The following is a 23,313-nucleotide window of genomic DNA, read 5'->3' on the forward strand; positions in this document are numbered from 1 at the left end:
GCCTTCCACGGCCTTCGTTCACCTAGCGGCTCAACTACTCACCTTTGGCGGCATTTTCCCGGTTGAGGTAGTTGTAGACGGTGAAGCGGCTGACCCCCAGCGCGCCCGCCACCGTCTCCACGCCGTGCCGTACGGAGAAGGCACCGCGTGCCTCCAGGGTCCGTACGACCGACTGCTTGGTCCTGCGGTCCAGCTCGGCGAGCGGCATGCCGTGCCGGCGCTCCATGGCGGCCAGGATGTGGTCGAGCGAGTCCGAGAGCTGGGGCAGCCGGACCGCTATGACGTCTTCGCCCTCCCAGGCCAGCACGACGTCATCGGGTTGCGCCTGCTCGGGTCCGAGCAGCTCGGCGCCCATGGCGTCGACGAGCGGCTTGACCGCGGTGACGAGGGGGTGGTCCGCCGGTTCGGTCACTTCGCGCCCTCCTCGATCACGTTGACCTGGAGCGATACGCGCGTGGCACCCGATGCCAGGGCGCGGCGCAGCAAGGAGTCCACCGCGGTGAGCACCTCGTCCGCGCCGCCCTCCGCGGTGTTGCCGAAGGGGCCGACGTCGACGGCGTCCAGATCGGCGTTCTGGATGACTTCGCGGGCGACAACCGCGTGGGCGGGCGCCTCGTCGAGATCGAAGGGTTCGGTGGTGAACTCCACCCTCAAGCGCACTGTGCCTCCCTGGTGCGTTCGCCGCGTCCCTGTGCGCTCGCGGCCCGGGGCCCGACCCTAACGGACGGGCGCCGAGGCCGTCGGGCGGCGGCTCGCCCTCAATGCCGGGACGGTCCCGTTCCCAGGTACGGGAGCACGCAGACGGCCACCGGGGCGGGGAACGCGGCGCCGGTACGGGTGAGTCCGCCGTTCCTCGCTTCGACCCGGAAGACCGTCACCGTGCTCGACTTCTGGTTGGCGGCGAAGAGCAGCTTCCCGTCCGGCGAGAAGGCGATCTGGCGGGGGAAGTCGCCGCCGACCGGCACGGTGTCGAGCAGCCGCAGCACGGCCCCCTCGCCCTCGACGGCGTAGCGCGTCAGGCTGTTGTGCCCCCGGTTGGCGAGGTAGGCGAAGCGCCCGTCGCCGGTGACCAGGAACTGCGCGGGGTAGTTGGTACCGGCACCGGTCCCGGTGGACTGCGGGGCGCCCGGGGAGAGGGTGCCGGTGGCCGGGTCGTAGCCGCAGACGACGGCGGTGTTGTCGACCTCGCAGGCCAGGTAGGCGAAGCGGCCGCCCGGGTGAAATGTGATGTGTCGTGGTCCGGCACCGGGCCGCAGGGCCGCGTAGGAGACCTGCGCGAGGGTGCCGCGTTCCTCGTCGAGCCGGTACGTGTACACGGAGTCGTTGCCGAGGTCCACGGCGAGGACGTGTCCGCCGTCCGGGGTGGTGATGACCTGGTGGGCGTGCGGCCCGTCCTGGCCGGGGCCGGGCGGCGGCGCGGTGTGCGCGACCAGGTCCGTGCGCTCCCCCAGCGAGCCGTCGTCCCGGATGGGGTGCACCGCGACGCTGCCGGAGGTGTAGTTCGCGGTGAGCAGCCACCTTCCCGTGGGGTGGACGGAGAGGTGGGTGGGCCCCGCCCCGCCCGTGCTGCGGGTTCCGAGCACCCGGGGGGCGCCGTCCGGTGGGAGCGCGACGGCCGTCACCGCGCCCCGCTCCTGCTCGTCGACCGCGTAGACGGTGGCGCCCGAGGGATGCATGGCCAGGTACGAGGGGTTGTCGACGCCGCTGATCACGGGGCCGGCGGAGATGGCCCCGGTGGCGGCGTACGAGGCCGTGCCGATGCCCTTGCCACCGCCCAGGGCCGAGGTGTACGTGCCGAGCAGCAGCTGCCCGGTGGCGCGCGGGCGCGAACCCACCGTGGGCGCGGAGTCCGGCGCGGCCTGCGGGGACCGGATCCAGCCGGGCGGAGCGGGGGCCACGGACAGTGCGGCACCGGCGAACAGGGCTCCGAGGACGGTGCGCCGGCTGGTTGCGTGGGTCATGCGAGGCACCTCGTGTGGGGTCGAGTGCGGGGGGCGTACAGGGGGCGAGTGCCGGCGGGCGGCCGCGGGCGTCGCGTGCGGACTTCGGGTACGGGGTCGGGACGGCTGCTTCGGGTGCACCAGCCACCCTGTCCCGGCCCGGACCCCCTCGGCAACCGGCGCATTCCCGGCTTCCCTCCGCGCAACCGGTACGAAGGCACCCGGCCCGAATTCCGGGCACCCCCTTGACAGCTCTCCCAGCTCCGGGCAATCTTCCGTTTTGTAGAAACTAACTTCCGCAATACGGAAGGAGCGCCGAACCCTCATGGGCTACCCGGACCAGCGCTTCGATGTGAACCTTTCGATCCTCTTCACGGAACTCCCGCTCCTGGAGCGTCCCGCGGCCGCCGCCGCGGCGGGCTTCACGGCGGTCGAGCTGTGGTGGCCCTGGATCGAGACCCCCACTCCGCCGCAGGCCGAGCTCGACGCCCTCAAGAAGGCGCTCGACGAAGCAGGCACGCAGTTGGTGGGGCTGAACTTCTACGCCGGACAGCTGCCCGGCCCCGACCGCGGCGCGCTCTCCGTGCCCGGCGCGGAGTCGGACCGCTTCCGCGCCAATATCGATGTGGCGGCCGACTTCGCCGCATCGGTCGGCTGCAAGGCGCTCAACGCGCTCTACGGCAACCGCGTCGACGGCGTGGACCCGGCGGCGCAGGACGAACTCGCCCTTCAGAACCTGATCGTCGCCGCACGTGCTGCTGACCGGATCGGGGCGGTCCTGCTGATCGAGACCCTCAACCAGCCGGAATCGCCGCGCTACCCCCTGGTGAGCGCACCGGCCGGCATCGAGATCGTCGACAAGGTCAACGCGGCGACAGGGCTCGGGAACGCGAAGTTCCTGCTGGACCTGTACCACCTGTCGATGAACGGCGAGGACCTCGGCCAGGTCATCACGGCGTACGCCGAGAAGACCGGCCACGTCCAGATCGCCGACAACCCGGGGCGCGGCGCACCCGGCACCGGCTCCCTCCCACTGGAGCAGCTCCTCGACGAGCTGACGAAGGCCGGTTACGACGGCTGGGTCGGCCTGGAGTACAAGCCGGGCGACCGCCCGAGCGCCGAGGCCTTCGAGTGGCTCCCGGCCACCGCGCGGGCCGCCCGCTGAGGACGGGCAACTCCCCCTCGTACACACGCTTATCGGAAGGCACCCTCATGAGCAACAACCTCCCCAAGGTTGCGTGGATCGGTCTCGGCATCATGGGCTCCCCCATGTCCGAGAACCTGATCAAGGCCGGGTACGACGTCACCGGTCACACCCTGGAGCAGGACAAGATCAACCGGCTGGTCGCGGCCGGCGGCACGGGCGCGGGCTCGATCGCCGAGGCGGTCCGGGACGCCGATGTCGTCATCACGATGGTGCCCGCCTCCCCGCAGGTCGAGGCCATCGCGTACGGCCCCGACGGCATCCTGGAGAACGCGAAGCGCGGCGCGCTGCTGATCGACATGTCGTCGATCACCCCGCAGACCTCCGTGGACCTCGCGAAGAACGCCGTGGAGAAGGGCGTCCGGGTGCTGGACGCCCCGGTGTCCGGTGGTGAGGCCGGTGCGATCGAGGCCGTACTGTCGATCATGGTCGGCGGTGAGCAGGCCGACTTCGACGCCGCGCAGCCGATCCTCCAGGCACTGGGCAAGACCATCGTGCTGTGCGGTCCGCACGGCTCCGGCCAGACGGTGAAGGCCGCGAATCAGCTGATCGTCGCGGTCAACATCCAGGCGTGCGCCGAGGCGGTCGTCTTCCTGGAGAAGTCCGGCGTCGACCTCGCCGCCGCGCTGGACGTCCTCAATGGCGGACTGGCGGGCTCGACGGTCCTGACCCGCAAGAAGGACAACTTCCTGAAGCGGGACTTCGCGCCGGGCTTCCGGATCGACCTGCACCACAAGGACATGGGCATCGTCACGGACGCCGCCCGCAATGTCGGTGCCGCGCTGCCCGTCGGCGCCGTGGTCGCCCAGCTCGTCGCCTCGCTGCGCGCCCAGGGCGACGGCGGACTGGACCACTCGGCACTGCTGCGCTCGGTCGAGCGCCTGTCGGGTCAGCCCGTCCAGGCCTGATCGGCCGGGCCCCGCCGGGCCCGGCAACCAGAGACTTCCGGATGGCGTCGGCGCTGACACCTGTCCTGTCGCGCCCAGGCGTCGGCGCCATCCGGAATACCAGACTCCCAATTTCAACAAACTGTTGACGTCGGGTTCGGGGCGTACTTACGCTCCTGGAGCCCCGAGCCGTCACAGTTCAGCAGCTCAGCAGCTCCCGTACGGAAGGTCGCCCCGACACCATGACGCAGCGTGTGCTTACGACCGAGTCAGGCGCCCCGGTCGCCGACAACCAGAATTCTGCCAGCGCCGGCCTCGGTGGCCCGATTCTCCTCCAGGACCAGCACCTGCTGGAGAAGCTGGCCCGCTTCAACCGGGAGCGCATACCGGAGCGCGTGGTCCACGCCCGCGGCTCCGGCGCATACGGCTACTTCGAAGTGACCGACGACATCACGGCGTTCACCCGCGCGGACTTCCTCTCCGAGATCGGCAAGCGCACCGAGACGTTCATCCGCTTCTCGACCGTCGCCGACTCGCTGGGCGGCGCGGACGCCGTACGCGACCCCCGCGGCTTCGCCCTCAAGTTCTATACGGACGAGGGCAATTACGACCTGGTCGGCAACAACACCCCGGTGTTCTTCATCAAGGACCCGATCAAGTTCCCCGACTTCATCCACTCGCAGAAGCGTGACCCGTTCACGGGCCGTCAGGAGCCGGACAACGTCTGGGACTTCTGGGCCCACGCGCCCGAGGCGACCCACCAGGTCACCTGGCTGATGGGCGACCGCGGCATCCCCGCCTCGTACCGTCACATGAACGGCTACGGCTCGCACACGTACCAGTGGACGAACGCCGAGGGTGAGGCCTTCTTCGTCAAGTACCACTTCAAGACGAACCAGGGGGTGCGCTCCCTCTCCAGCGAGCAGGCCGCCGAACTCGCGGGCAAGGACGGCAACTCGCACCAGACGGACCTGCTCCAGGCCATCGAGCGTGGTGTGAACCCGTCCTGGACGCTGTACGTGCAGGTCATGCCGGCCGCCGAGGCCGCGGACTACCGCTTCAACCCGTTCGACCTGACCAAGGTGTGGCCGCACGCGGACTACCCGCTGCAGCGCGTGGGCCGGCTGGTCCTGGACCGTAACCCGGACAACGTCTTCGCCGAGGTCGAGCAGGCCGCGTTCTCCCCGAACAACTTCGTGCCCGGCATCGGCCCGTCCCCGGACAAGATGCTCCAGGGCCGGCTCTTCGCCTATGCGGACGCGCACCGCTACCGGCTGGGCGTCAACCACACCCAGCTCCCGGTGAACGCGCCGCGCACCGCGGTCGTCGACAACTACGGCCGCGACGGGCTGCACGCCACGCGCAACGGCGCGCGCCACGACAAGAACTACGAGCCCAACTCGTACGCGGGCCCCGCCCAGACCGACGCGGCGCTCTCCGCCCCGCTCGCGATCCACGGCTGGACCGGCACCCACGCGGCGCCCGCCCACACCAAGGACGACGACTTCTTCCAGGCGGGCGAGCTGTACCGGCTGATGTCCGAGGACGAGAAGGGCCGCCTGGTCGCCAACATCGCCGGGGGCCTCTCCCAGGTGACCCGTGACGACGTGATCGAGAAGAACCTCGCCCACTTCCACGCCGCCGACGCCGACTACGGCAAGCGCGTGGAGGAGGCCGTCCGCGCCCTGCGCGAGGACTGAACCTCACAGCGAGGGAGGCCGCCCGCCCGCGAGGGCAGAGCCTCCCACCGAGCCCTGCTCGCGCCGCGAATCCGGATGAGGGATGTCATGCGGCGCGGGCAGGACGAGGTCGCGGCGGTTGTGCGATGCCAGTGCGGTGGTGGGGGCAGGTGGGTCTGCTCGTCTCCTGACCTGAAGGGGACGAGGGCTTCCGGCCCGATCGCCGCCGCCGCGACCCCTGTTCTGTTTCCCGGGTGTTTTGTTTTCCCGTGCCAGGGCGCGGAGTACGGATACGGTCCCGTACTCTGCGCCCTTCTTCGCGTGCCGGGCGGCGCCCGCGGTGCCGGCCGCCCCGCCGCAAGGGTTCCGTGCTCGGACGCCGGACGGGGCCGGCCCCCATGGCCGTGGCCCCCGCCCCGGGGAGTCGGGGACGGGGGCCACGGTCGGACCGGCAGGCCGTCAGGATGCCGTCAGCGGGCGGATCGCGGTCGGGGCGTGGGACGGGTCCGTCGCGATGTCCTCGAACTCGTTGACGGACGCGATGTCCGTAGCGCTCATCGCGATGTTCGTCACGCGCTCCAGAATGGCCTCGACGACCACCGGGACCCGGAACTCCGCGGCCAGCTTCTTCGCCTCCTCGAAGGCCGGCAGCAACTGGTCCGGCTCGGTGACCCGGATCGCCTTGCAGCCCAGGCCCTCGACGACCTTGACGTGGTCGACGCCGTACACGCCGAGCTCCGGCGAGTTGAGGTTCTCGAACTCCAGGTTGACCTGGAAGTCGATGTCGAAGTTGCGCTGCGCCTGGCGGATCAGCCCCAGGTAGGAGTTGTTCACCAGGACATGGACGTACGGGATGCGGTGCTGTGCGCCGACCGCCAGTTCCTCCAGCATGAACTGGAAGTCGTAGTCGCCGGAGAGCGCGACGACGGAGCCGTCCGGGTCGGCCGTGGCGACACCCAGCGCGGCCGGGATGGTCCAGCCGAGCGGGCCCGCCTGGCCGCAGTTGATCCAGTGGCGCGGCCGGTAGACGTGCAGCATCTGCGCACCGGCGATCTGGGAGAGGCCGATCGTGGTGACGTACCGGGTCTCGGGGCCGAAGGCCCGGTTCATCTCCTCGTACACCCGCTGCGGCTTCAGCGGCACGTTGTCGAAGTGCGTACGGCGCTGCAGCGCGGCCCGGCGCTCCTGGGTGGACGCGGCCCACTCCGAGCGGTCCTTGAGCTTCCCGGCGGACTTCAGCTCGCGCGCCACCTCGACGAACAGCTCCAGCGCCGCCTTGGCATCGGAGGCGATGCCGAGGTCGGGGGCGAAGATCTTGCCGAGCTGGGTGGGCTCGATGTCCACGTGGACGAAGGTGCGGCCCCGGGTGTAGACGTCCAGCTTGCCGGTGTGGCGGTTGGCCCAGCGGTTGCCGATGCCCAGGACGAAGTCGGACTCCAGGAAGTTCGCGTTGCCGTAGCGATGCGAGGTCTGCAGGCCGACCATGCCCGCGTTCAGCTCGTGGTTGTCGGCGATGATGCCCCAGCCCATCAGGGTCGGGACGACCGGGACACCGGTCAACTCGGCGAATTCAACGAGGAGTTCGGACGCGTCGGCGTTGATGACGCCGCCGCCCGCGACGAGCAGCGGGCGCTCGGAGGCGTTCAGCAACTCCAGGGCGCGCTCGATCTGCTTGCGGGTCGCGGCGGGCTTGTGCACCGGCAGCGGCTCGTACAGATCGGGGTCGAACTCGATCTCGGTGAGCTGGACGTCGATGGGCAGGTCGATGAGGACCGGGCCGGGGCGGCCGGTGCGCATCAGGTGGAAGGCCTGCTGGAAGACGCCGGGGACCTGGGCGGCCTCGAGGACGGTCGTGGCGGCCTTGGTGACGGGCGCCGCGATCGAGGCGATGTCGACCGCCTGGAAGTCTTCCTTGTGGAGCACGGCGGTCGGCGCCTGGCCGGTGATGCAGAGGATCGGGATCGAGTCGGCGATCGCGGAGTAGAGGCCGGTGATCATGTCGGTGCCGGCCGGACCCGACGTCCCGATGCAGACGCCGATGTTGCCCGGGCGCGCCCGGGTGTACCCCTCCGCCATGTGGGAGGCGCCCTCGACATGGCGGGCGAGCGTGTGATGAACCCCGCCGGAGGCCTTGAGGGCCGCGTAGAAGGGGTTGATCGCCGCGCCCGGCACACCGAACGCGTTGCTGACGCCTTCGCGCTTGAGGATCTCAACTGCCGCTCGGGCAGCGGTCATTCGAGGCATTGAGTGCTCCTGCTCGGACCTGGTGGATTCGGGCTCTGTCGCGCCACCTGAGAGCACCAATTCCGTCTTAGTTTCCACATTGCGGAAATTTGATTCTGTTATACGGAAGTCAATCTAAAGCGCGGCCGGGCGGCCGTCAAGAGAGTCCGCACGCGGCGGACCGATGCGCACGCCGGTCCGCGAAGTACGCCAAGTCACTGCCCGGGACCTCGCTCGTGATGGACCATGGAGGGACGGAGCGGAGTCGGCCCGCATCGGTCGGCTCCGGCGTGTCGGGGCGCGCCGAGGCGGCCCGTCGCCGGGGCGGGCGCCCGGGGCCGGAGGGAGACCATGATGGAGTCGGTGCCGATACGCTGTCCGGCCTGCCGCCGCGACCACGCGTACAGCACGCCGGTCTATCCGTGTCCGTGCGGTGCGCCGACCGCCCCGCCCGTGCTGCGCGGCGCCCCGGTCGTACCGATCACGCACCGCACCTGGAACGACGACTGGGTGACGGTGCGCTGTCGTGACTGCGGGCGCCTCGACCAGTGGCCGCAGCCGGAGCTGTGCTGCCCGTGCGGGACGGTGCTGCGCATACCGGTGCGGCCGGTGACGGCGCACGACGACACCGCCGCCCCCGGCGACGGCCCCCGGTCCGCCCGGCCGTCCCACATCCCGCTGCCGCGCACCGCGCCGCCGCCCAGGTCGGCGTTCCGGCCACGGCCGATCCGTACCGCACGAGACGCGGTCGCCGGCGCCGCCCTGTACCTGAAGTGGCTGGGCTACCACGACGTCGTGCAGCCTGCGGAGCGCTCCCCCGCGCGGATCGACCTGCGGGCCACCGGGCTGATCGCCCAGGTCGACGCCACCACCCGCTCGACCGCGCTGCGCGACGTCGAGTGCCTCTGGCTGCACGCGCTGACCGCGTCCGCCAGGAGCGTGTTCTTCTCACTCGCGGGCTACGCCAAGGACGCCGAGGCACGCGCGGACGGGCTCGGCATCCCGCTCTTCACGATGGAGCTCACGGGAACGCCGCAGCCGGTCAACGCCCCTGCGGACGAGCTGATCAGCACCGGCGCCTGAGTCCGCCCGGCCTACACGCGCGCCATACTGGCCGCATGCGTATCCGTACCGCCCGCCGCTCCGATCTTCCGCTGCTGCAGGACATCGAGCGCGCCGCCGGCGAACCGTTCCGCACGCTCGGCATGACCGCCGTCGCGGACGACGATCCGCCGCCGCTCGACCTGCTGGACGGCTACCGCCGGGCCGGCCGTGCCTGGGTGGCCGTCGACGACGACGACCGACCGGTGGGCTATCTGATCGCCGACCCGGTCGACGGCGCGGCCCACATCGAGCAGGTCTCCGTCCATCCGTCCGTCGCACGGCGCGGACTGGGCAGCACGCTCATCGACCATCTCGCCGGGTGGGCGGCCGACGCCCGGCTGGACGCGCTCACGCTGACGACCTTCTCCCACGTCCCGTGGAACGCCCCGTACTACACCCGCCTCGGCTTCCGCGCGCTCGTGGAATCCGAACTCACCGACGGGCTGCGGAAGATCAGGACGGAAGAGGCGGAACACGGCCTGGACCGCTGGCCGAGGGTCTGCATGCGCCGCGAGGTCCCGCGCGGCGAGCACGACCCGCACCTCAGTGGAACCGGCCGGCAACAGTGAGTGTAATCGGTCACGTTCGAGCCAGGGGCCACAAATGTTCGGACCGTTGTCAGTGGCGGGCCTTAAGGTAGGGCCATGGTTTTAACTCCACGGCAGATCCCGCCCACCGACCCGCAGCGCACGACCCGACCGACGCACCCGTCCGCCGCCGAGGCGAACGAGGCGATACGGGCATTGGTCGACGCGCGAGCAGGCCAGGACTGGTCGTCCGTGGAATCCGCTGCCTACGAGGTGCTGCTGATCGAATGGGCGGCCGCGACCCGGGGCATGGCCGGCGGCATCATCGAGGCCGCCTGACCACGCCCGGGGCGATCCGGTCCTACCGGCCGTAGCGCTCCCTCAGTTCGATCTTGCGGACCTTCCCGCTGACCGTCATCGGGAAGGTCTCCAGGATCCGCAGCCGCCGCGGGATCTTGTAGTGCGCCAACTGGTCGCGGCAGTAGCCCGAAACGTCGTCCAGGGTCGGCGGGTCCGCCGGGTCCCTCGGGATGACGCAGGCCAGGATCTCCTCGCCGTACTTCTCGTCCGGTACGCCCACCACCTGCACGTCAGCGATCTTCGGGTGGCCGTGAAGGAACTCCTCGACCTCACGCGGATACACGTTCTCGCCGCCGCGGATGATCACGTCCTTGATCCGGCCGACGATCTGCACGTAGCCGTCCTCGCGCATCACCGCGAGGTCCCCGGTGTGCATCCAGCGGCCCGCGTCTATCACCTCCGCGGTACGCTCCGGCTGCTCCCAGTAGCCGAGCATCACGCTGTAGCCCCGGGTACGGAGTTCGCCCGGCGTGCCGCGCTCCAGGGTCACGCCGGTCGCCGGGTCGACGACCTTGACCTCGATGTGCGGCATGACGCGGCCGACCGTGCCGGTGCGGCGTTCCAGGTCGTCGTCGCGGCGGGTCTGGGTGGACACCGGCGAGGTCTCCGTCATGCCGTAGCAGATGGACACCTCGTCCATGTGCATCTCGGCGACGACCCGCTTCATCACCTCGACCGGGCAGGGCGATCCGGCCATGATGCCGGTGCGCAGCGAGGAGAGGTCGTACGAGGCGAAGTCGGGAAGGTTCAGCTCGGCGATGAACATGGTGGGGACGCCGTAGAGCGAGGTGCAGCGCTCCTGTTGCACGGCGGCCAGCACCGCGGCGGGCTCGAAGGAGGGCGCCGGGATCACGATGCAGGCGCCGTGCGAGGTGGCGCCGAGGTTGCCCATGACCATGCCGAAGCAGTGGTAGAAGGGGACGGGCAGACAGATCCGGTCCTGTTCGGTGTAGGCGACCAGCTCCCCCACGAAGTAGCCGTTGTTGAGGATGTTGTGGTGGGAGAGCGTGGCGCCCTTGGGGAAGCCGGTGGTGCCGGAGGTGTACTGGATGTTGATCGGGTCGTCGCAGGACAACTCGGCTTCGCGCTCCGCTAGTTGGCTTTCCGTCACGGATGGTGCGGCGGCCAGCATTTCGTCCCAGGAGGGGTCGCCGATGTAGTGCACGGCGCGCAGGGCGGGGCAGTCGCCGCGGACCTGGTCGACCAGGCCGCGGTAGTCGCTGGTGCGGTGCGCGAGCGAGGCGACCAGGAGCGAGATCCCGGCCTGCTTCAGTACGAACTCCAGCTCGTGCGCCCGGTAGGCCGGGTTGATGTTGACCATGATGGCGCCGATGCGGGCGGTGGCGTACTGCACGAGGACCCACTCGGGGCAGTTGACCGCCCAGATGCCGACCCGGTCGCCCTTGGCCACCCCGGACGCCATCAGCGCACGGGCCAGCTCGTCGACCGACGCGCCGAACTCGGCGTACGTCCAGCGTCGCCCCGACGCGACGTCGACGAGCGCCTCGCGTTCACCGAAGGCCGCGACCGCGCGGCCGAGATTGGCTCCGATGGTGTCGCCGAGCAGCGCCGTGGTCCCGGTGCCGTGCGCGTAGGACGGCTCCTGGGCCCGAGGGCCTCTCGTTTGGATCACGCCGGGCTCGCGTGCCCCGGCGACACCGGCCCCTCGCGCGTGGGAGAGCTCGCTCATCGCAGATCCCCCTCGTCGTACTCGGTGCCGGCGCCCCGAGCCGTGCGCTCGCGCAGTTCGATGCGGCGGATCTTGCCGGAGACGGTCTTGGGCAGCTCGGCGAACTCCAGCCGGCGGACCCGCTTGTACGGGGCGAGGACCGCCCGGGAGTGCTCGAACAGGACCTTCGCCGTGTCCGGTCCGGGCTCCCAGCCCTCCGCGAGCACGACGTACGCCTTCGGCACCGCGAGCCGTACCGGGTCGGGGGCCGGGACGACCGCCGCCTCGGCGACCGCCTCGTGCTCCAGCAGGGCGCTCTCCAGCTCGAACGGCGAAATCTTGTAGTCGGATGCCTTGAAGACGTCGTCGGCACGGCCGACGTAGGTGATGTAGCCGTCCTCGTCGCGGGAACCGATGTCACCGGTGCGGTAGTAGCCGCCGGCCATGGCCTCGGCGGTCCGGTCCGGGTCGCCGTGGTAGCCGGTCATCAGGCCCACCGGGCGGTACGACAGATCGAGGGAGATCTCCCCCTCGACCGCGCCGGGCCGGCCGGTGACCGGGTCGAGGAGCTCGACCTTGAAACCGGGGCTGGGCCGCCCCATCGAACCGGCCTTCAGCAGCTGCCCAGGCGTGTTGGCGACCTGAACGGCGGTCTCCGTCTGGCCGAAGCCGTCCCGGATGGTGACGCCCCAGGTGCGCCGCACCGTCTCGATGACCTCCGGGTTCAGCGGCTCACCGGCCGCGACGACCTCGCGCGGTGGGGTCTTCAGCTGGGAGAGGTCGGCCTGGATCAGCATCCGCCAGACAGTGGGCGGCGCGCAGAAGCTCGTGACGCCCGAGCGGTCCATCTCGGCCATCAGCCGGCCCGCGTCGAAGCGGGTGTAGTTGAAGATGAAAACGGTCGCCTCGGCGCTCCAGGGCGCGAAGAGGTTCGACCAGGCGTGCTTGGCCCAGCCGGGCGAGGAGATGTTGAGGTGGACGTCCCCGGGCTTGAGGCCGATCCAGTACATCGTCGACAAGTGGCCCACGGGGTAGGAGACATGGGTGTGCTCGACGAGCTTGGGGCTGGCGGTCGTCCCCGAGGTGAAGTAGAGCATCAGCGGTTCGTCGGCGTCGGTCTCGCGGTCCGCCTCGAAGGTCTCGGGCTGCTCGTCGGCACCGGTGTACGACAGCCAGCCGGGCACGTCCGCGCCGACCGAGATCCGGGTGTAGTCACCGGGCACCTCGTCGAACTTGGCGGTGTCGGTGTCCCGCACCAGGGCGTGCCGGACCCGGCCACGCTCCACCCGGTCGCGCAGGTCGACCGGGCCGAGGAGCGGGGTGGCGGGGATGACGACGGCGCGCAGCTTCATCGCGGCGAGCGCCGTCTCCCACAGCTCGACCTGGTTGCCGAGCATGACGAGGATGCGGTCCCCGGCCCGTACCCCCTGCGAGCGCAGCCAGTTCGCGGCCTGGTTGGAGCGGGCGGACATCCGGGCGAAGGACACCTCGGTGCGCCCGCCGTCCTCCTCCACGATGTGCAGGGCGGTGCGGTCGTTGTTCTCGGCGATGGCGTCGAACCAGTCGAGCGCCCAGTTGAAATGGTCGGTCCGGGGCCAGCGGAAGCCCTCGTAGGCCGCGTGGTAGTCCTCACGGTGTCGCAGCAGAAAGTCCCGGGCGGCCCGGAACGTCTCCGTCGCGCTGGTTGCCGACATGTGCCCTCCTCATTGCGGACCGGACCGGTCGTTTAACATCATGTAAACAGTGACCCAGGTCTCACCACCCCCGAACGGGGGTGGTGCGGCGAGCGGGGGCCCTGGAGCCTGCCGGAGCCGGGCAGGACCGGGCAGAGAGGCGGCAGCGTGCCGGAATCCGTCGACGCGGTGGAAATGCAGGCGGCGCTGCTGCGGCTGCGCCGGACCAGTGGGCTGCCCGTGGCCTTCGGGGGGCTGCTCTCGGATTCCCGTCATGCCCGGATAGCCGAGCTGAACGGGGCGCAGACCACCGCGCTGCGCGGGCTCGTCATCTCGGCGGGCAGCGGGCTCGGCGGCAAGTCGATCGCCCTGTCCCGGCCGTGTGCGGTGACCGACTACCGCTCCTCGCGCCACATCAGCCACGAGTACGACCTGGCGGTCGCGGCGGAGGGCCTGCGTTCGGTGATCGCGGTGCCCGTCGTCGTACGGCGCAAGGTGCGCGGCGTGCTGTACGGGGCGCTGCGCGAGCCAGTCACGCTCGGGGACCGTACGTTCGACGCCGCGATGGCCGCGGCCCGTGATGTGGAGCAGGCGCTGGTCGTACGGGACGAGGTGCAGCAGCTCCTGGCCGTGACCCGGGAACAGGTCACGGACCCGAGAGCGGCGCCGGAGGCGTGGGAGGACGTCCGCGAGGCCCATCGCGAACTGCGTGCCCTGGTCGCGAAGGTCGTCGACCCGGCGCTGCGCGACGATCTGCTCGCGGTGTGCGGGCTGCTCGCCTCGGCGGCCGGGACCCGCGCGCCGAAGCCCCGCGGGGTGCACCTGGCGCCGCGCGAGGTGGACGTGCTGGCCTGTGTGGCGGCGGGGACGACGAACGCGGTGGCGGCGGAGCGGCTGGGGCTGCGCCCGGAGACGGTGAAGGGGTATCTGCGTTCGGCGATGCGCAAGCTGGGCGCACACACCCGGCTGGAGGCGGTGGTGGCGGCACGGCGTGCGGGGCTGCTGCCGTGATCCCGGCGCCGCCGGACGCGTAACTCGACGTAGCTCGTCACCCGAAGTCGATGAACGTGGCGAACCGGATGTCGTACGCGTTCGTGTCGTCGGCCACCGTCGTCATGGTGGAGAGCATCCGTACGGCCTCTGCCGTGACGGCGTCGCGATCCGCCGGGGTCAGCCTGCCGAGCGGCTGCACGGTGAGGGCCGTCTTCTCCGCTCCGGTACCGAGCCGCCAGATCGCCGCGAGGAATCCGTCGACCAGCACCGTTCCGTACGCCTGGTTGCCGTTCCCGTTGCGCCCCCGGTACTGCGGCGGGATGACGCGTGTACGGTCCGCGTGGCCGAGCAGCACGTTGTCGAACTCGGGCAGGAAACGCGGCGGGGCGGGGGTGTCCTCGTCGGGGCGCGGGGCGTCGGGCAGGTCGAAGAGCTCGGTACCGTTCTCGTCCCGGAAGGTGATGAGCCGCGGCCGCAGCCGTTCGAAGACCTCCCGCAGCCGGGTCAGCCCGGCCCATGTCTGCATGTCCTGCACGGAGGCGGGCCCGAAGGCACCGAGGTAGCGCAACAAGGTGGCATCAGGTGCGGGAACCGGCTCCGAAGGGCTGCCGAGCCAGTGTTCGGCCGTGGTCAGCGCGACCTGGCCGCTCCTCCCCCACACCCCGCGCGGGGTGACCTGGACCAGCGGCAGCAGACAGCGGGCGGCCACGCCCAGCGACTGCGGGTCGGCGTCGGGCCACTCCACGAGCAGCGCCTCGCGGATCTCCTTGGGGGTACGGGGCCGCTCCTCGACGAGCTCCCTGGCGAGCGCCCCGAGCCGGTCCAGCTCCACCCCGACGAGCCCCTCGCGGAAGGTCCGTAGCTCCCGGTCGCGCGCCGCCTGGACGAGCGGGCGCAAGGTGAGCGCGTCGGCGGCGGTGTGCAGGTGGATGGTGGAACGCATGGTGACCATACGGACCACCTCACGGGCCTCCATCAGTTCCGCGAGTTCGGCGGGGACGAAGCCGTCGAGGCGGGCGAGGAGCTGGTAGTACGGCGGCTTGGTGTTCTGCGCCTGGAGACCGACCAGATGCTCGACGGCGTCCTTCGCGGACATCGCGGTCCGCCGCAGCAGCAACTGCCGCTCCAGCGTGGCGCGACCCAGTGCGCGCGGAGAGAGCACGACCGGTGCGACGGGGTTCTTCCTCGGGGCGGGGTTCGCCTTCACGGTGGTGCTCTTCTTCGGGGCCATGGACGGGACGTTACGGGGACTTGCGGACACGTTCGGTCCTCATCGGCTGCCGCGCTCCACTCCGTACGCCCGCTTCGTACGCCCCGCCATGCCGTCACGCCGCCGCACCCCGGATCGTGGGCCCGCCGCCCGCATCATGGGTCGGTGATCAGCGTCCTGTTCGCCATCCTGACCGCGCTCAGCAACGGCGCGGCCTCCGTGCTCCAGCGCCGGGCCGCGCGCACCGTCCCCGACACCGAGGCGATGCGTCTGTCGCTGATCGGGCATCTGCTGCGCCAGCGCTTGTGGCTCGCCGGTATCGGCCTGGTGATCGTCGCAGCCGTCTGTCAGGCCGTGGCGCTGGCCACCGGGCCGATCGCCGTGGTCCAGCCGATCTTTGTGATCGAACTGCCGGGAGCGCTGCTCATGGCCGGATTCGTGATGCGGGTCCGGCTGCCCCGGTCGATCTGGTCCGCGGTGGCGGCCGTGACCGTGGGCCTGGCCCTGGGCATGGCCTCCGCGGCCCCGGGCGGCGGCAGCACGTCCGTGCACGGAGCGGCCTGGGTGCCGACGCTGATCCTGACCGGCGCCTTCGAGGCCACACTGATCGGCGCGGCCCTGAGCACCCGCGGCAACCCCCGGGGCACGCTGCTCGGTCTCGCCGCCGCATGCGGATACGCGCTCACGGCCGCACTCATGAAGGACGCCATGGCGCAGCTCGAAGCTGCCGGTGGCGGAGCCGTGACGCTCCTGACGTCCTGGCAGCTGTACGCCACCGCCGCGGCCGGAGTGGGCGCGCTGTTCCTCCTCCAGAACGCGCTCCAGGCGGGCACCCTGGTCGCCGTCCAGCCACCGCTCACCCTCGGTGACGCACTGATCAGCGTCCTGTACGGGGTGACATTGTTCGGCGAGCATCTGCGCACCGGCTGGTGGGTGCTGCCCGAACTGATCGCACTCGCCCTGATCACCGTGGGCTGCGTCGAGCTGGCCCGCTCCCCCCTGGCGTCCGGAACCGCGCCGCCCGCGCGCAGGGTCAGGTGACCTGGTCCGGCGTTTCCCCGGATCGGGTCGCGCCGCCCGGACACACAGGGCTATTCTCCGGTCGAGCCATGTGTGGCGACGGGCAAGGGGCCCGATCATTTCTTGCATTTCTTGGGGGTTGGTGTGGTTTCTGGTCGCGTGGTGCGGTTCGACGGCGCACGGGGATACGGTTTCATCGCGCCGGATCACGGCGGTGAGGATGTTTTCCTCCATGTGAACGACATGTTGATCCCGGAGTCCTACGTACACACAGGTACGGCGGTCGAGTTCGAGATCGAGGACGGTGACCGGGGGCTGAAGGCGTCGTCCGTCCGGCTCGCCGAGGGTCCCGACGGGAAGCCACTGACGCCTCCGAGGCCCGTCGCGGCCCATGGTTCCGGATCGGCGGACGACGACACCCTGTGCGATGTGCTCAGCGCGTCCGAGTACACCAAGGAGGTGACCGACCTCCTGCTGGAGTCGGCGCCGACGCTGACGGGGGCTCAGATCCTGCAGATCCGGAGCGGGTTGCTGCAGTTCGCCAAGAACCACGGCTGGACCGAGGGCTGACGGCCGCACTCCGACCGCCCCGTACCCGACGAAGCCATGAACGACCCGGGGCCGGCCCGGCCACGATCCACCGGACCGGCCCCGGAACGGGCCCGCGGGCGGTTCAGACCCTCGATTCACGCACCACCAGTGGGGTGCCGAGCACCTGGTGTCCGCCGGTGGCCAGCATGCGCACCTCTCCGCGGTCGCTGATCTCCGCACGCACGATTCCGGTCTCGTCCTCGTAGATCGGGTACCCGCCCGCGCCCGACTGCGACGTACGCCGCACAGTCACCGTGTCGTCCTCCACGGCGGACGCCTGAAATACCAGCTCGTAGCTCTCCGGGTAGTCCATGGCGATTCTCCCGATACGGATGGGGCAGGACATGATTCCACCTGCCACTTCCATCGTCCCCCCGACCGGCCCCCGGCGCCCGGTCTGGCGGCCCACGGCTGCGGGCTCATGCCCGGGCAACCTATCCTGAAGCCATACGGGCGGTTCGACTGCATCAGGGCGCATACCGCACACATACCGCATGTACGCCCCCTTTCCCCCGAGTCGCGTGTGCGCCGTGCACGACCGGGATCCCCGAGACCGGGAAGGGACTGACCATGAAGGATGGCGACATGGGAGACGATGTCTACCAGCCCCAGGAACCGGAGGCCTCCGATCCCACCGAGCAGCTCGACATCGAGGACACCCTGGACAACCGGGGGCTGATCGACCTCCTCGACGAGGGCTACTCCCCGCCCGAGCGACCGTGGGCGGTGGAGGACCAGGGCACCACGGCCGCCGAACAACACAGCGGCGAGCCGCTGGAGAGCCGTCTGGCCCGGGAACTGCCGGAGGTCACCGAAGCCGCGGGGGACGACGTGGGGGACCTGTCCGACGGTGACGGCGAGCTCTGGGACGCGGAGGTCGGTACGACACGCGCCGGCCGTCTCACCCGGCAGCTGGACATCAACGAGCCGGACACACTGACGGCCGAGGACGTCGGAATCGACGGAGCGGCGGCATCGGCCGAGGAGGCCGCCATGCATGTCGTCCGGGACAGCCAGATCTGAGGAGGCGCCTGTTTCTTCCTCCTGCACCGATTCCCGGACTGCACCGGTTACCCGCTCCACCGAAATCCTCCTGCACCGATGCTCAGCAGCCCGTTCCTCTGCCCCGCCGCATGACTTCGGAGGTAATCGACGCCTTCCGCGCCGTCGGACATCGTGTTCCTCACCAGCACACGGGAGCCCGGCCCAGGGACCGGGACGCGAGGAGAGGACAGCACGATGACCGCATACGAGGACGCCGTTCAGCGCTACTTCGTCGCCTGGAACGCGGCCACCCCCGAGGACCTGGAGAAGGCTGTGGCGGCCGCCTTCACCGAGACCGCCACCTACACAGACCCGCTGGCCGATGTGCGCGGCCACGAGGAGCTCACGGCCACGATCAACGGGGCCCATGAGCAGTTCCCCGGGTTCGAGTTCCGGCTGACCGGCACCCCGGACGGGCACCACGACATCGTGCGCTTCAGCTGGGAACTGGTCTCCACCACCGACGGCTCGGCACCCGTCGCCGGGTCGGACGTGCTCGAACTCGCCGACGACGGACGCATCGCTACCGTCAGCGGCTTCCTCGACCGGGTACCCGGAGCCTGACACCGGACCCGGAACCGAGCCCGATCCCCACGGCGGTCCGGGTGGCCGAACCGGCCCCCGGATCGCCCCGTCGTCAAGCGGCTCCTCAGGCCTGCCCGTCGAGGAACTTCCCGCCCTCCAGAAGGGTCTTGAGCGACGAGAGGATCATGACCCAGCCGCCACTGACACCCTCCAGCATCTTGCTGCCGGGGCTGTCGAACCCGTCGTGGGTGATCGTCAGCTTGACGCCCATCTCCGGCACCTCGGCGGGCTCGATGTCGAAGGTGACCTTCGACCGTTCCTGAACGGCCTTCTCCCACGCCTCGTCCGAGGCGAAGTCGAACATCTCGCGGTGCATGGGCTGCAGGGTGTGCCACGTGTACGAGAGCCGCTTGCCCGGCTCCGCCACCAGAACCCGCTGACCGACCTCCTCGAACTCGCCGTCCGGGGACATCTTCCAGCGGACCGGCGCGCCGACCTCCCACGTCGAATCGGGACCGTGACCGCCCATGTAGATCTTGATGAACTCGGGGTCGGTCAGCGCCTGGTAGAGCTTCTCGGCGGTAGTCCGGATATAGATGACGTAGACGAACTCGGGCCTGTCCATGGCCGTTCCTTCCAGGGTCTGTTTGAGGTGGGACAGTGCGCCCAGGCGGTGGCGTTCGTACCGGCCGATCCAGCGGTCGGCGACCTCCTGGACGGGCAGCGGGTTGAGGTAGTGCAGCTTCTCCCGGCCCCGGCGCACCGCGGTGACCAGCAGCACCGATTCGAGTACCGCGAGGTGTTTGCTCACCGCTTGCCGGCTCATGCCCAGGCCCTCGCCCAATTCCCGCAAGGTCTGGCCGCCCCGCGCGTTGAGCCTGTCGAGGAGTTCCCGGCGGCTCGGATCGGCGAGCGCCTTGAATATCGCGTCCATGGTCGCCATCGCGTCACCGTCGTCCGTTCGTGTCCCAGGCGCCCATCATAGGCAACCTATTGGTTGCATGTCGAACACGGCGCGCGCCGCCCCGCACTTCCGGGCCGACGGGCAGTCGGGCAGTCGGACCGACCACCCTCGGCGCTTCCGGGTCGCCGGAGCGAATTCTGGAATTAACTTCTGATGTCTTGTCACGGCCGGTTCTACGCGCATAGCTTTTGCCCTCACCACACTTCGGGAGCAGCCCACCGTGCACATATCCAGACCTCGTTCCGTTCTGCTGGCCGGCGCCGTCGCCGTGACGCTCTCGGCCACCGCTCTGCCTGCCGCCTTCGCGGCTCCGTCCTCGACCGCCGTGATCTCCGAGGTGTACGGCGGCGGGGGCAATTCGGGTGCGACGCTCACCCGCGACTTCATCGAACTGGCCAACGCCGGCACCGCCGCGTACGACCTGTCCGGTTTCAGCGTGCAGTACCTGCCGGCCGCCCCGTCGGCCGGCTCGCTGTGGCAGGTCTCCGCGCTGACCGGGTCCGTCGCCCCCGGCGGCCGCTATCTCGTCGCCGAGGCCGCGGGCACCGGCGGCACGGTCGCCCTGCCGACGCCGGACGCCACCGGCACGGTCGCGATGGCGGGCGGCGGCGGAACCGTCGCGCTCGTCTCCGGCACGACCCCGCTGACCTGCAAGACGGCCGCCGACTGCGCGGCCGACCCGCGGATCGTGGACCTCGTCGGCTACGGCACCGCGGTCGTACGAGAGGGCAGTGGCCCCGCGACGGGGGCGTCGAACACCTTCTCGGTGGCGCGCGGCACGTCCCTCGCCGACACCGACGACAACGCCGCCGACTTCACCGCGGGCGTCCCCACGCCGGTCAACTCGGCCGGTCAGACCCCCGGCGGCTCCGACCCGGGTGACCCGGGTGACCCCGGCGGCCCGACCGAGCCCGGCACCGTCCGGATCCACGACATCCAGGGCACCACCCGGGTGTCGCCGCTGAACGGCCGGCAGGTGACCGGGGTCCCCGGCATCGTCACCGGCGTACGGACCACCGGTTCGCGCGGCTTCTGGATCCAGGACACCGCGCCGGACGCGGACGCCCGGACCAGCGAGGGCGTGTTCGTCTTCACCGGCTCCACCGCCCCGGAGGTCGCCGTGGGCGACTCGGTGCTGGTCAGCGGCAAGGTGGACGAGTACTACCCGTCGACGACCACCCAGTCGATCACCGAGATCAGCGCCCCGAGGACGACGGTCCTGTCCTCGGGCAACACGCTGCCGGCCCCGGTCGTGCTCGACGCGGCCTCGATTCCGGACGCCTACGCTCCGTCGGCGGACGGCGGTTCGATCGACTCGCTGGCCCTCGACCCGTCCGCGTACGCCCTCGACCTCTACGAATCGCTCGAAGGCACCCGGGTCCGGATCTCCGACACCCGGGTGACGGGTGCGACGACCGCGTACGACGAGGTCTGGGTGACCGTCAAGCCGGACGAGAACCGGACCGGGCGGGGCGGCACGCTGTACTCCTCGTACAACGACCAGAACACCGGCCGTATCAAGGTGATGTCGCTCGAGCCGTCCAAGCCGGTCCCCGTCGCCGACGTCGGCGACGTGCTGTCCGGCGCGACCACCGGTGTCGTGGACTACGCGTCGTTCGGCGGCTACAACCTCCAGGCCACCGAACTCGGCACGCTCACCGACAACCACTTGCAGCGCGAGGTCACCCGGAAGCAGAAGGGCAACGAGCTCGCCGTCGCCACGTACAACGTGGAGAACCTGGACGCGCTGGACGAGCAGGCCAAGTTCGACACCCTCGCCAAGGGCGTCGCGGTCAACCTCTCCTCCCCGGACATCGTGTCGCTGGAGGAGATCCAGGACGACAACGGTGCGGTGAACGACGGCACGGTCGGCTCCGAGGCGACGCTGAAGCGGTTCACCGACGCCATCGTGGCCGCGGGCGGTCCTCGGTACGCGTGGCGCTACATCGCCCCCGAGAACAACAAGGACGGCGGCGAACCCGGCGGCAACATCCGTAACGTCTTCCTCTTCAACCCGGAGAGGGTCGACTTCGTGGACCGCGCGGGCGGCGACGCGACCACCGCCGTGACCGCGGTGAAGACGAAGAAGGGAGTGACGCTCTCGGCGTCGCCCGGCCGGATCACCCCGGCCGACGCGGCGTGGGCCGACAGCCGCAAGCCGCTCGTCGGCGAGTTCCGCTTCCACGGGAAGCCGGTCTTCGTCATCGGCAACCACTTCACGTCCAAGGGCGGCGACCAGCCCCTGCACGGCCGCTACCAGGAGCCGAAGCGCAGCTCGGAGACCAAGCGGGTGAAGCAGGCGACGGAGGTCAACACCTTCGTCAAGTCGCTGCTGGCCGCGGACGATTCGGCCCGGGTCATCACGCTCGGCGACCTCAACGATTTCGCGTTCTCACCGACGATGGACGCGCTGACCAACGGCGAGGTGCTCAAGCCGCTGATCACCACCCTGCCCGCGAGCGAGCAGTACAGCTATGTGTACGAGGGCAACTCGCAGACGCTGGACCACATCCTGACCAGTCCCGGCATCCGCCGCTTCGACTACGACGTGGTGCACATCAACGCGGAGTTCGCCGACCAGGCGAGCGACCATGACCCGCAGGTCGTGCGCGTGGACGTCAACGCGCAGGGCAACGGCGGGCACTGACCGCCGGGCCCGCGAAGGCCGCGGGCCGTTCGGCGTGGGTGGGGCCGGACCTCACCCACGCCGGGCTCCGGCCCCTGCCCCGGGCCGCCCCGCACGCACTCGGCAGCACCGGACGCGCGCCCGCCGGCCGGCGCGGGAGGGCCGCCGGCCCCGGCGCCGACGATGGGGAGCAGGAGCTCCTCCAGCGCCATTGAGTCCGGCCGGAGTTGACGGACCGACGCCTCGGGCCGGACCTGCGGGACGTCCAACACACCTCCCGTGGTGAGGGTTTCACCCGTTGGACCGACCGGCAATCGGGGGCGGTCTAAACTCCGCGATCATGACGACAGATCTGCCGATAGACGCGCTCCGGGCCGACGAACCGGCGCTCTTCCCGACGATGTCCACGATGCGCGCCATGCGCCGCCTCAAGCCGGATCCGGTGCCCGCCGAGACGCTGGAGCGGCTCGTACAGGCCGCCGTGTGGGGCCCCAGCGGCGGCAACATGCAGTGTTACGAGTACGTGGTGGTGACGGACCGCGAGGTGATGGCGCGCCTCGCGCCGCTGTGGAAGCGGTGCGTCGACGCCTATCTGGCGACGACCGGGAAGTACGCGCCGAAGGGCATGGACGACGCGGCGTACGGCCGGATGGTCGCCGCGATCGAGTACCAGCGGGACCACTTCGCCGATACGCCCGCGCTGATCATCCCCTGCTACCGGTTCCCGGAGCCGCGGCTGGACGAGGAGGGGCTGCTGGCCTCCGCGCAGGCGCTCGGTCCGGCCGGGACCGAGCACATGATGAACGTCCAGACGCGCTTCCAGGCACTCGCCGAGGGTTCCTGCGTCTACCCGGGCGTGCAGAACATCCTGCTCGCCGCACGGGCGCTGGGGCTCGCGGCGAACATCACCATCTGGCACCTGATGCTGGAGCAGGAGTGGAAGGCGGCCCTCGGCATCCCCGAGGACATGCGCACCTTCGCGGCCATTCCGGTCGGGTGGCCGCAGGGCAACTTCGGTCCGGTCCGGCGCCGCCCGGTGGCGGACGTCATCCACCGCGACCGCTGGTAGGACGG

General features: G+C 70.5%; 22 protein-coding genes. 13 read left to right on the top strand and 9 right to left on the bottom strand.

Translation table 11 applies throughout. The features are described 5' to 3' along the window. Nucleotides 1–34: 34 nt before the first annotated feature. The 3 genes from ACFU8Q_RS21060 to ACFU8Q_RS21070 form a co-directional block, all read right to left on the bottom strand. Nucleotides 35–412: a helix-turn-helix domain-containing protein gene (locus ACFU8Q_RS21060; protein ID WP_384456011.1), complete on the bottom strand. Its 378-nt coding sequence runs from the start codon at nt 410–412 to the stop codon at nt 35–37. Further along, a complete protein-coding gene (locus tag ACFU8Q_RS21065; protein ID WP_384456014.1) occupies nt 409–660 on the bottom strand; it encodes a hypothetical protein in 252 nt (83 codons plus the stop codon). Before ACFU8Q_RS21065 ends, ACFU8Q_RS21060 begins: the two co-directional genes overlap by 4 nt. A gap of 98 nt (nt 661–758) precedes the next feature. Next, nucleotides 759–1,961: a lactonase family protein gene (locus ACFU8Q_RS21070; protein WP_384456017.1), complete on the bottom strand. Its 1,203-nt coding sequence runs from the start codon at nt 1,959–1,961 to the stop codon at nt 759–761. Between the two features lie 304 nt (nt 1,962–2,265). Between ACFU8Q_RS21070 and ACFU8Q_RS21075 the strand changes: the two genes are divergently transcribed. The 3 genes from ACFU8Q_RS21075 to ACFU8Q_RS21085 all read left to right on the top strand — a co-directional run bounded on the left by ACFU8Q_RS21075 (nt 2,266) and on the right by ACFU8Q_RS21085 (nt 5,731). Continuing rightward, nucleotides 2,266–3,105, top strand: a complete 840-nt coding sequence (locus ACFU8Q_RS21075; RefSeq protein WP_384456020.1) for a TIM barrel protein — start codon at nt 2,266–2,268, stop codon at nt 3,103–3,105. A gap of 47 nt (nt 3,106–3,152) precedes the next feature. After that, nucleotides 3,153–4,052 carry a 2-hydroxy-3-oxopropionate reductase gene (locus tag ACFU8Q_RS21080; RefSeq protein WP_384456022.1) on the top strand — a complete coding sequence of 300 codons (900 nt, stop codon included), beginning with the start codon at nt 3,153–3,155 and terminating at the stop codon, nt 4,050–4,052. Nucleotides 4,053–4,273: 221 nt separating this feature from the next. Continuing rightward, entirely contained in the window at nt 4,274–5,731 is a 1,458-nt protein-coding gene (locus ACFU8Q_RS21085; protein WP_384456025.1) for a catalase, read from the top strand. A gap of 438 nt (nt 5,732–6,169) precedes the next feature. Here the strand turns inward: ACFU8Q_RS21085 and gcl are convergent, their stop codons facing one another. After that, nucleotides 6,170–7,945 (bottom strand): glyoxylate carboligase, encoded by a 1,776-nt coding sequence (gene gcl / locus ACFU8Q_RS21090; RefSeq protein ID WP_384456028.1) that lies wholly within the window; start codon nt 7,943–7,945, stop codon nt 6,170–6,172. A gap of 342 nt (nt 7,946–8,287) precedes the next feature. On the opposite strand from gcl, the gene ACFU8Q_RS21095 reads away from it, so the two are divergent. The 3 genes from ACFU8Q_RS21095 to ACFU8Q_RS21105 all read left to right on the top strand — a co-directional run bounded on the left by ACFU8Q_RS21095 (nt 8,288) and on the right by ACFU8Q_RS21105 (nt 9,903). Beyond that, nucleotides 8,288–9,016: a hypothetical protein gene (locus tag ACFU8Q_RS21095; protein WP_384456065.1), complete on the top strand. Its 729-nt coding sequence runs from the start codon at nt 8,288–8,290 to the stop codon at nt 9,014–9,016. A 35-nt stretch (nt 9,017–9,051) separates the two neighbouring features. After that, nucleotides 9,052–9,606: a GNAT family N-acetyltransferase gene (locus ACFU8Q_RS21100; RefSeq protein ID WP_384456031.1), complete on the top strand. Its 555-nt coding sequence runs from the start codon at nt 9,052–9,054 to the stop codon at nt 9,604–9,606. A gap of 75 nt (nt 9,607–9,681) precedes the next feature. After that, nucleotides 9,682–9,903 carry a hypothetical protein gene (locus ACFU8Q_RS21105; RefSeq protein ID WP_384456034.1) on the top strand — a complete coding sequence of 74 codons (222 nt, stop codon included), beginning with the start codon at nt 9,682–9,684 and terminating at the stop codon, nt 9,901–9,903. Nucleotides 9,904–9,925: 22 nt separating this feature from the next. Here ACFU8Q_RS21105 and ACFU8Q_RS21110 read toward each other — a convergent pair whose 3' ends face one another. Both ACFU8Q_RS21110 and ACFU8Q_RS21115 read right to left on the bottom strand, forming a co-directional pair. After that, nucleotides 9,926–11,614 (bottom strand): AMP-binding protein, encoded by a 1,689-nt coding sequence (locus ACFU8Q_RS21110; protein WP_384456037.1) that lies wholly within the window; start codon nt 11,612–11,614, stop codon nt 9,926–9,928. Further along, nucleotides 11,611–13,287, bottom strand: coding sequence for an AMP-binding protein (locus ACFU8Q_RS21115; protein WP_384456040.1), 1,677 nt, complete (start codon nt 13,285–13,287; stop codon nt 11,611–11,613). The genes ACFU8Q_RS21110 and ACFU8Q_RS21115 overlap by 4 nt, the downstream gene beginning before the upstream one ends. A gap of 147 nt (nt 13,288–13,434) precedes the next feature. On the opposite strand from ACFU8Q_RS21115, the gene ACFU8Q_RS21120 reads away from it, so the two are divergent. Beyond that, entirely contained in the window at nt 13,435–14,277 is an 843-nt protein-coding gene (locus ACFU8Q_RS21120; RefSeq protein WP_384456043.1) for a response regulator transcription factor, read from the top strand. Nucleotides 14,278–14,314: 37 nt separating this feature from the next. Here ACFU8Q_RS21120 and ACFU8Q_RS21125 read toward each other — a convergent pair whose 3' ends face one another. Beyond that, nucleotides 14,315–15,490, bottom strand: a complete 1,176-nt coding sequence (locus ACFU8Q_RS21125) for a winged helix DNA-binding domain-containing protein (RefSeq protein ID WP_384456046.1) — start codon at nt 15,488–15,490, stop codon at nt 14,315–14,317. Nucleotides 15,491–15,634: 144 nt separating this feature from the next. Here ACFU8Q_RS21125 and ACFU8Q_RS21130 point away from each other — a divergent pair, with 144 nt between their 5' ends. Further along, nucleotides 15,635–16,510, top strand: coding sequence for a DMT family transporter (locus ACFU8Q_RS21130; protein WP_384456048.1), 876 nt, complete (start codon nt 15,635–15,637; stop codon nt 16,508–16,510). A gap of 123 nt (nt 16,511–16,633) precedes the next feature. Then, on the top strand, nt 16,634–17,059 hold the full coding sequence (locus ACFU8Q_RS21135) for a cold-shock protein (protein WP_384456051.1): 426 nt from the start codon (nt 16,634–16,636) through the stop codon (nt 17,057–17,059). Between the two features lie 103 nt (nt 17,060–17,162). On the opposite strand, the gene ACFU8Q_RS21140 is transcribed toward ACFU8Q_RS21135, so the two are convergent. Continuing rightward, nucleotides 17,163–17,393, bottom strand: a complete 231-nt coding sequence (locus ACFU8Q_RS21140) for a DUF6296 family protein (RefSeq protein WP_384456067.1) — start codon at nt 17,391–17,393, stop codon at nt 17,163–17,165. Nucleotides 17,394–17,650: 257 nt separating this feature from the next. On the opposite strand from ACFU8Q_RS21140, the gene ACFU8Q_RS21145 reads away from it, so the two are divergent. Together ACFU8Q_RS21145 and ACFU8Q_RS21150 are read left to right on the top strand one after the other, a co-directional pair. Beyond that, nucleotides 17,651–18,103 carry a DUF5709 domain-containing protein gene (locus ACFU8Q_RS21145; RefSeq protein ID WP_384456054.1) on the top strand — a complete coding sequence of 151 codons (453 nt, stop codon included), beginning with the start codon at nt 17,651–17,653 and terminating at the stop codon, nt 18,101–18,103. Between the two features lie 216 nt (nt 18,104–18,319). Then, nucleotides 18,320–18,688, top strand: a complete 369-nt coding sequence (locus ACFU8Q_RS21150) for a nuclear transport factor 2 family protein (RefSeq protein WP_384456057.1) — start codon at nt 18,320–18,322, stop codon at nt 18,686–18,688. Between the two features lie 85 nt (nt 18,689–18,773). On the opposite strand, the gene ACFU8Q_RS21155 is transcribed toward ACFU8Q_RS21150, so the two are convergent. Beyond that, complete coding sequence (locus ACFU8Q_RS21155) at nt 18,774–19,583, bottom strand: ArsR/SmtB family transcription factor (RefSeq protein WP_384456070.1); 810 nt, start codon at nt 19,581–19,583, stop codon at nt 18,774–18,776. 250 nt (nt 19,584–19,833) lie between these two features. Here ACFU8Q_RS21155 and ACFU8Q_RS21160 point away from each other — a divergent pair, with 250 nt between their 5' ends. Together ACFU8Q_RS21160 and ACFU8Q_RS21165 are read left to right on the top strand one after the other, a co-directional pair. After that, nucleotides 19,834–22,260, top strand: a complete 2,427-nt coding sequence (locus ACFU8Q_RS21160; RefSeq protein ID WP_384456059.1) for an endonuclease/exonuclease/phosphatase family protein — start codon at nt 19,834–19,836, stop codon at nt 22,258–22,260. A 319-nt stretch (nt 22,261–22,579) separates the two neighbouring features. After that, nucleotides 22,580–23,308, top strand: a complete 729-nt coding sequence (locus ACFU8Q_RS21165; RefSeq protein ID WP_384456062.1) for a nitroreductase family protein — start codon at nt 22,580–22,582, stop codon at nt 23,306–23,308. Nucleotides 23,309–23,313 lie beyond the last annotated feature (5 nt).

The organism is Streptomyces sp. NPDC057543 (assembly GCF_042801895.1).
GTDB lineage: Bacteria > Actinomycetota > Actinomycetes > Streptomycetales > Streptomycetaceae > Streptomyces.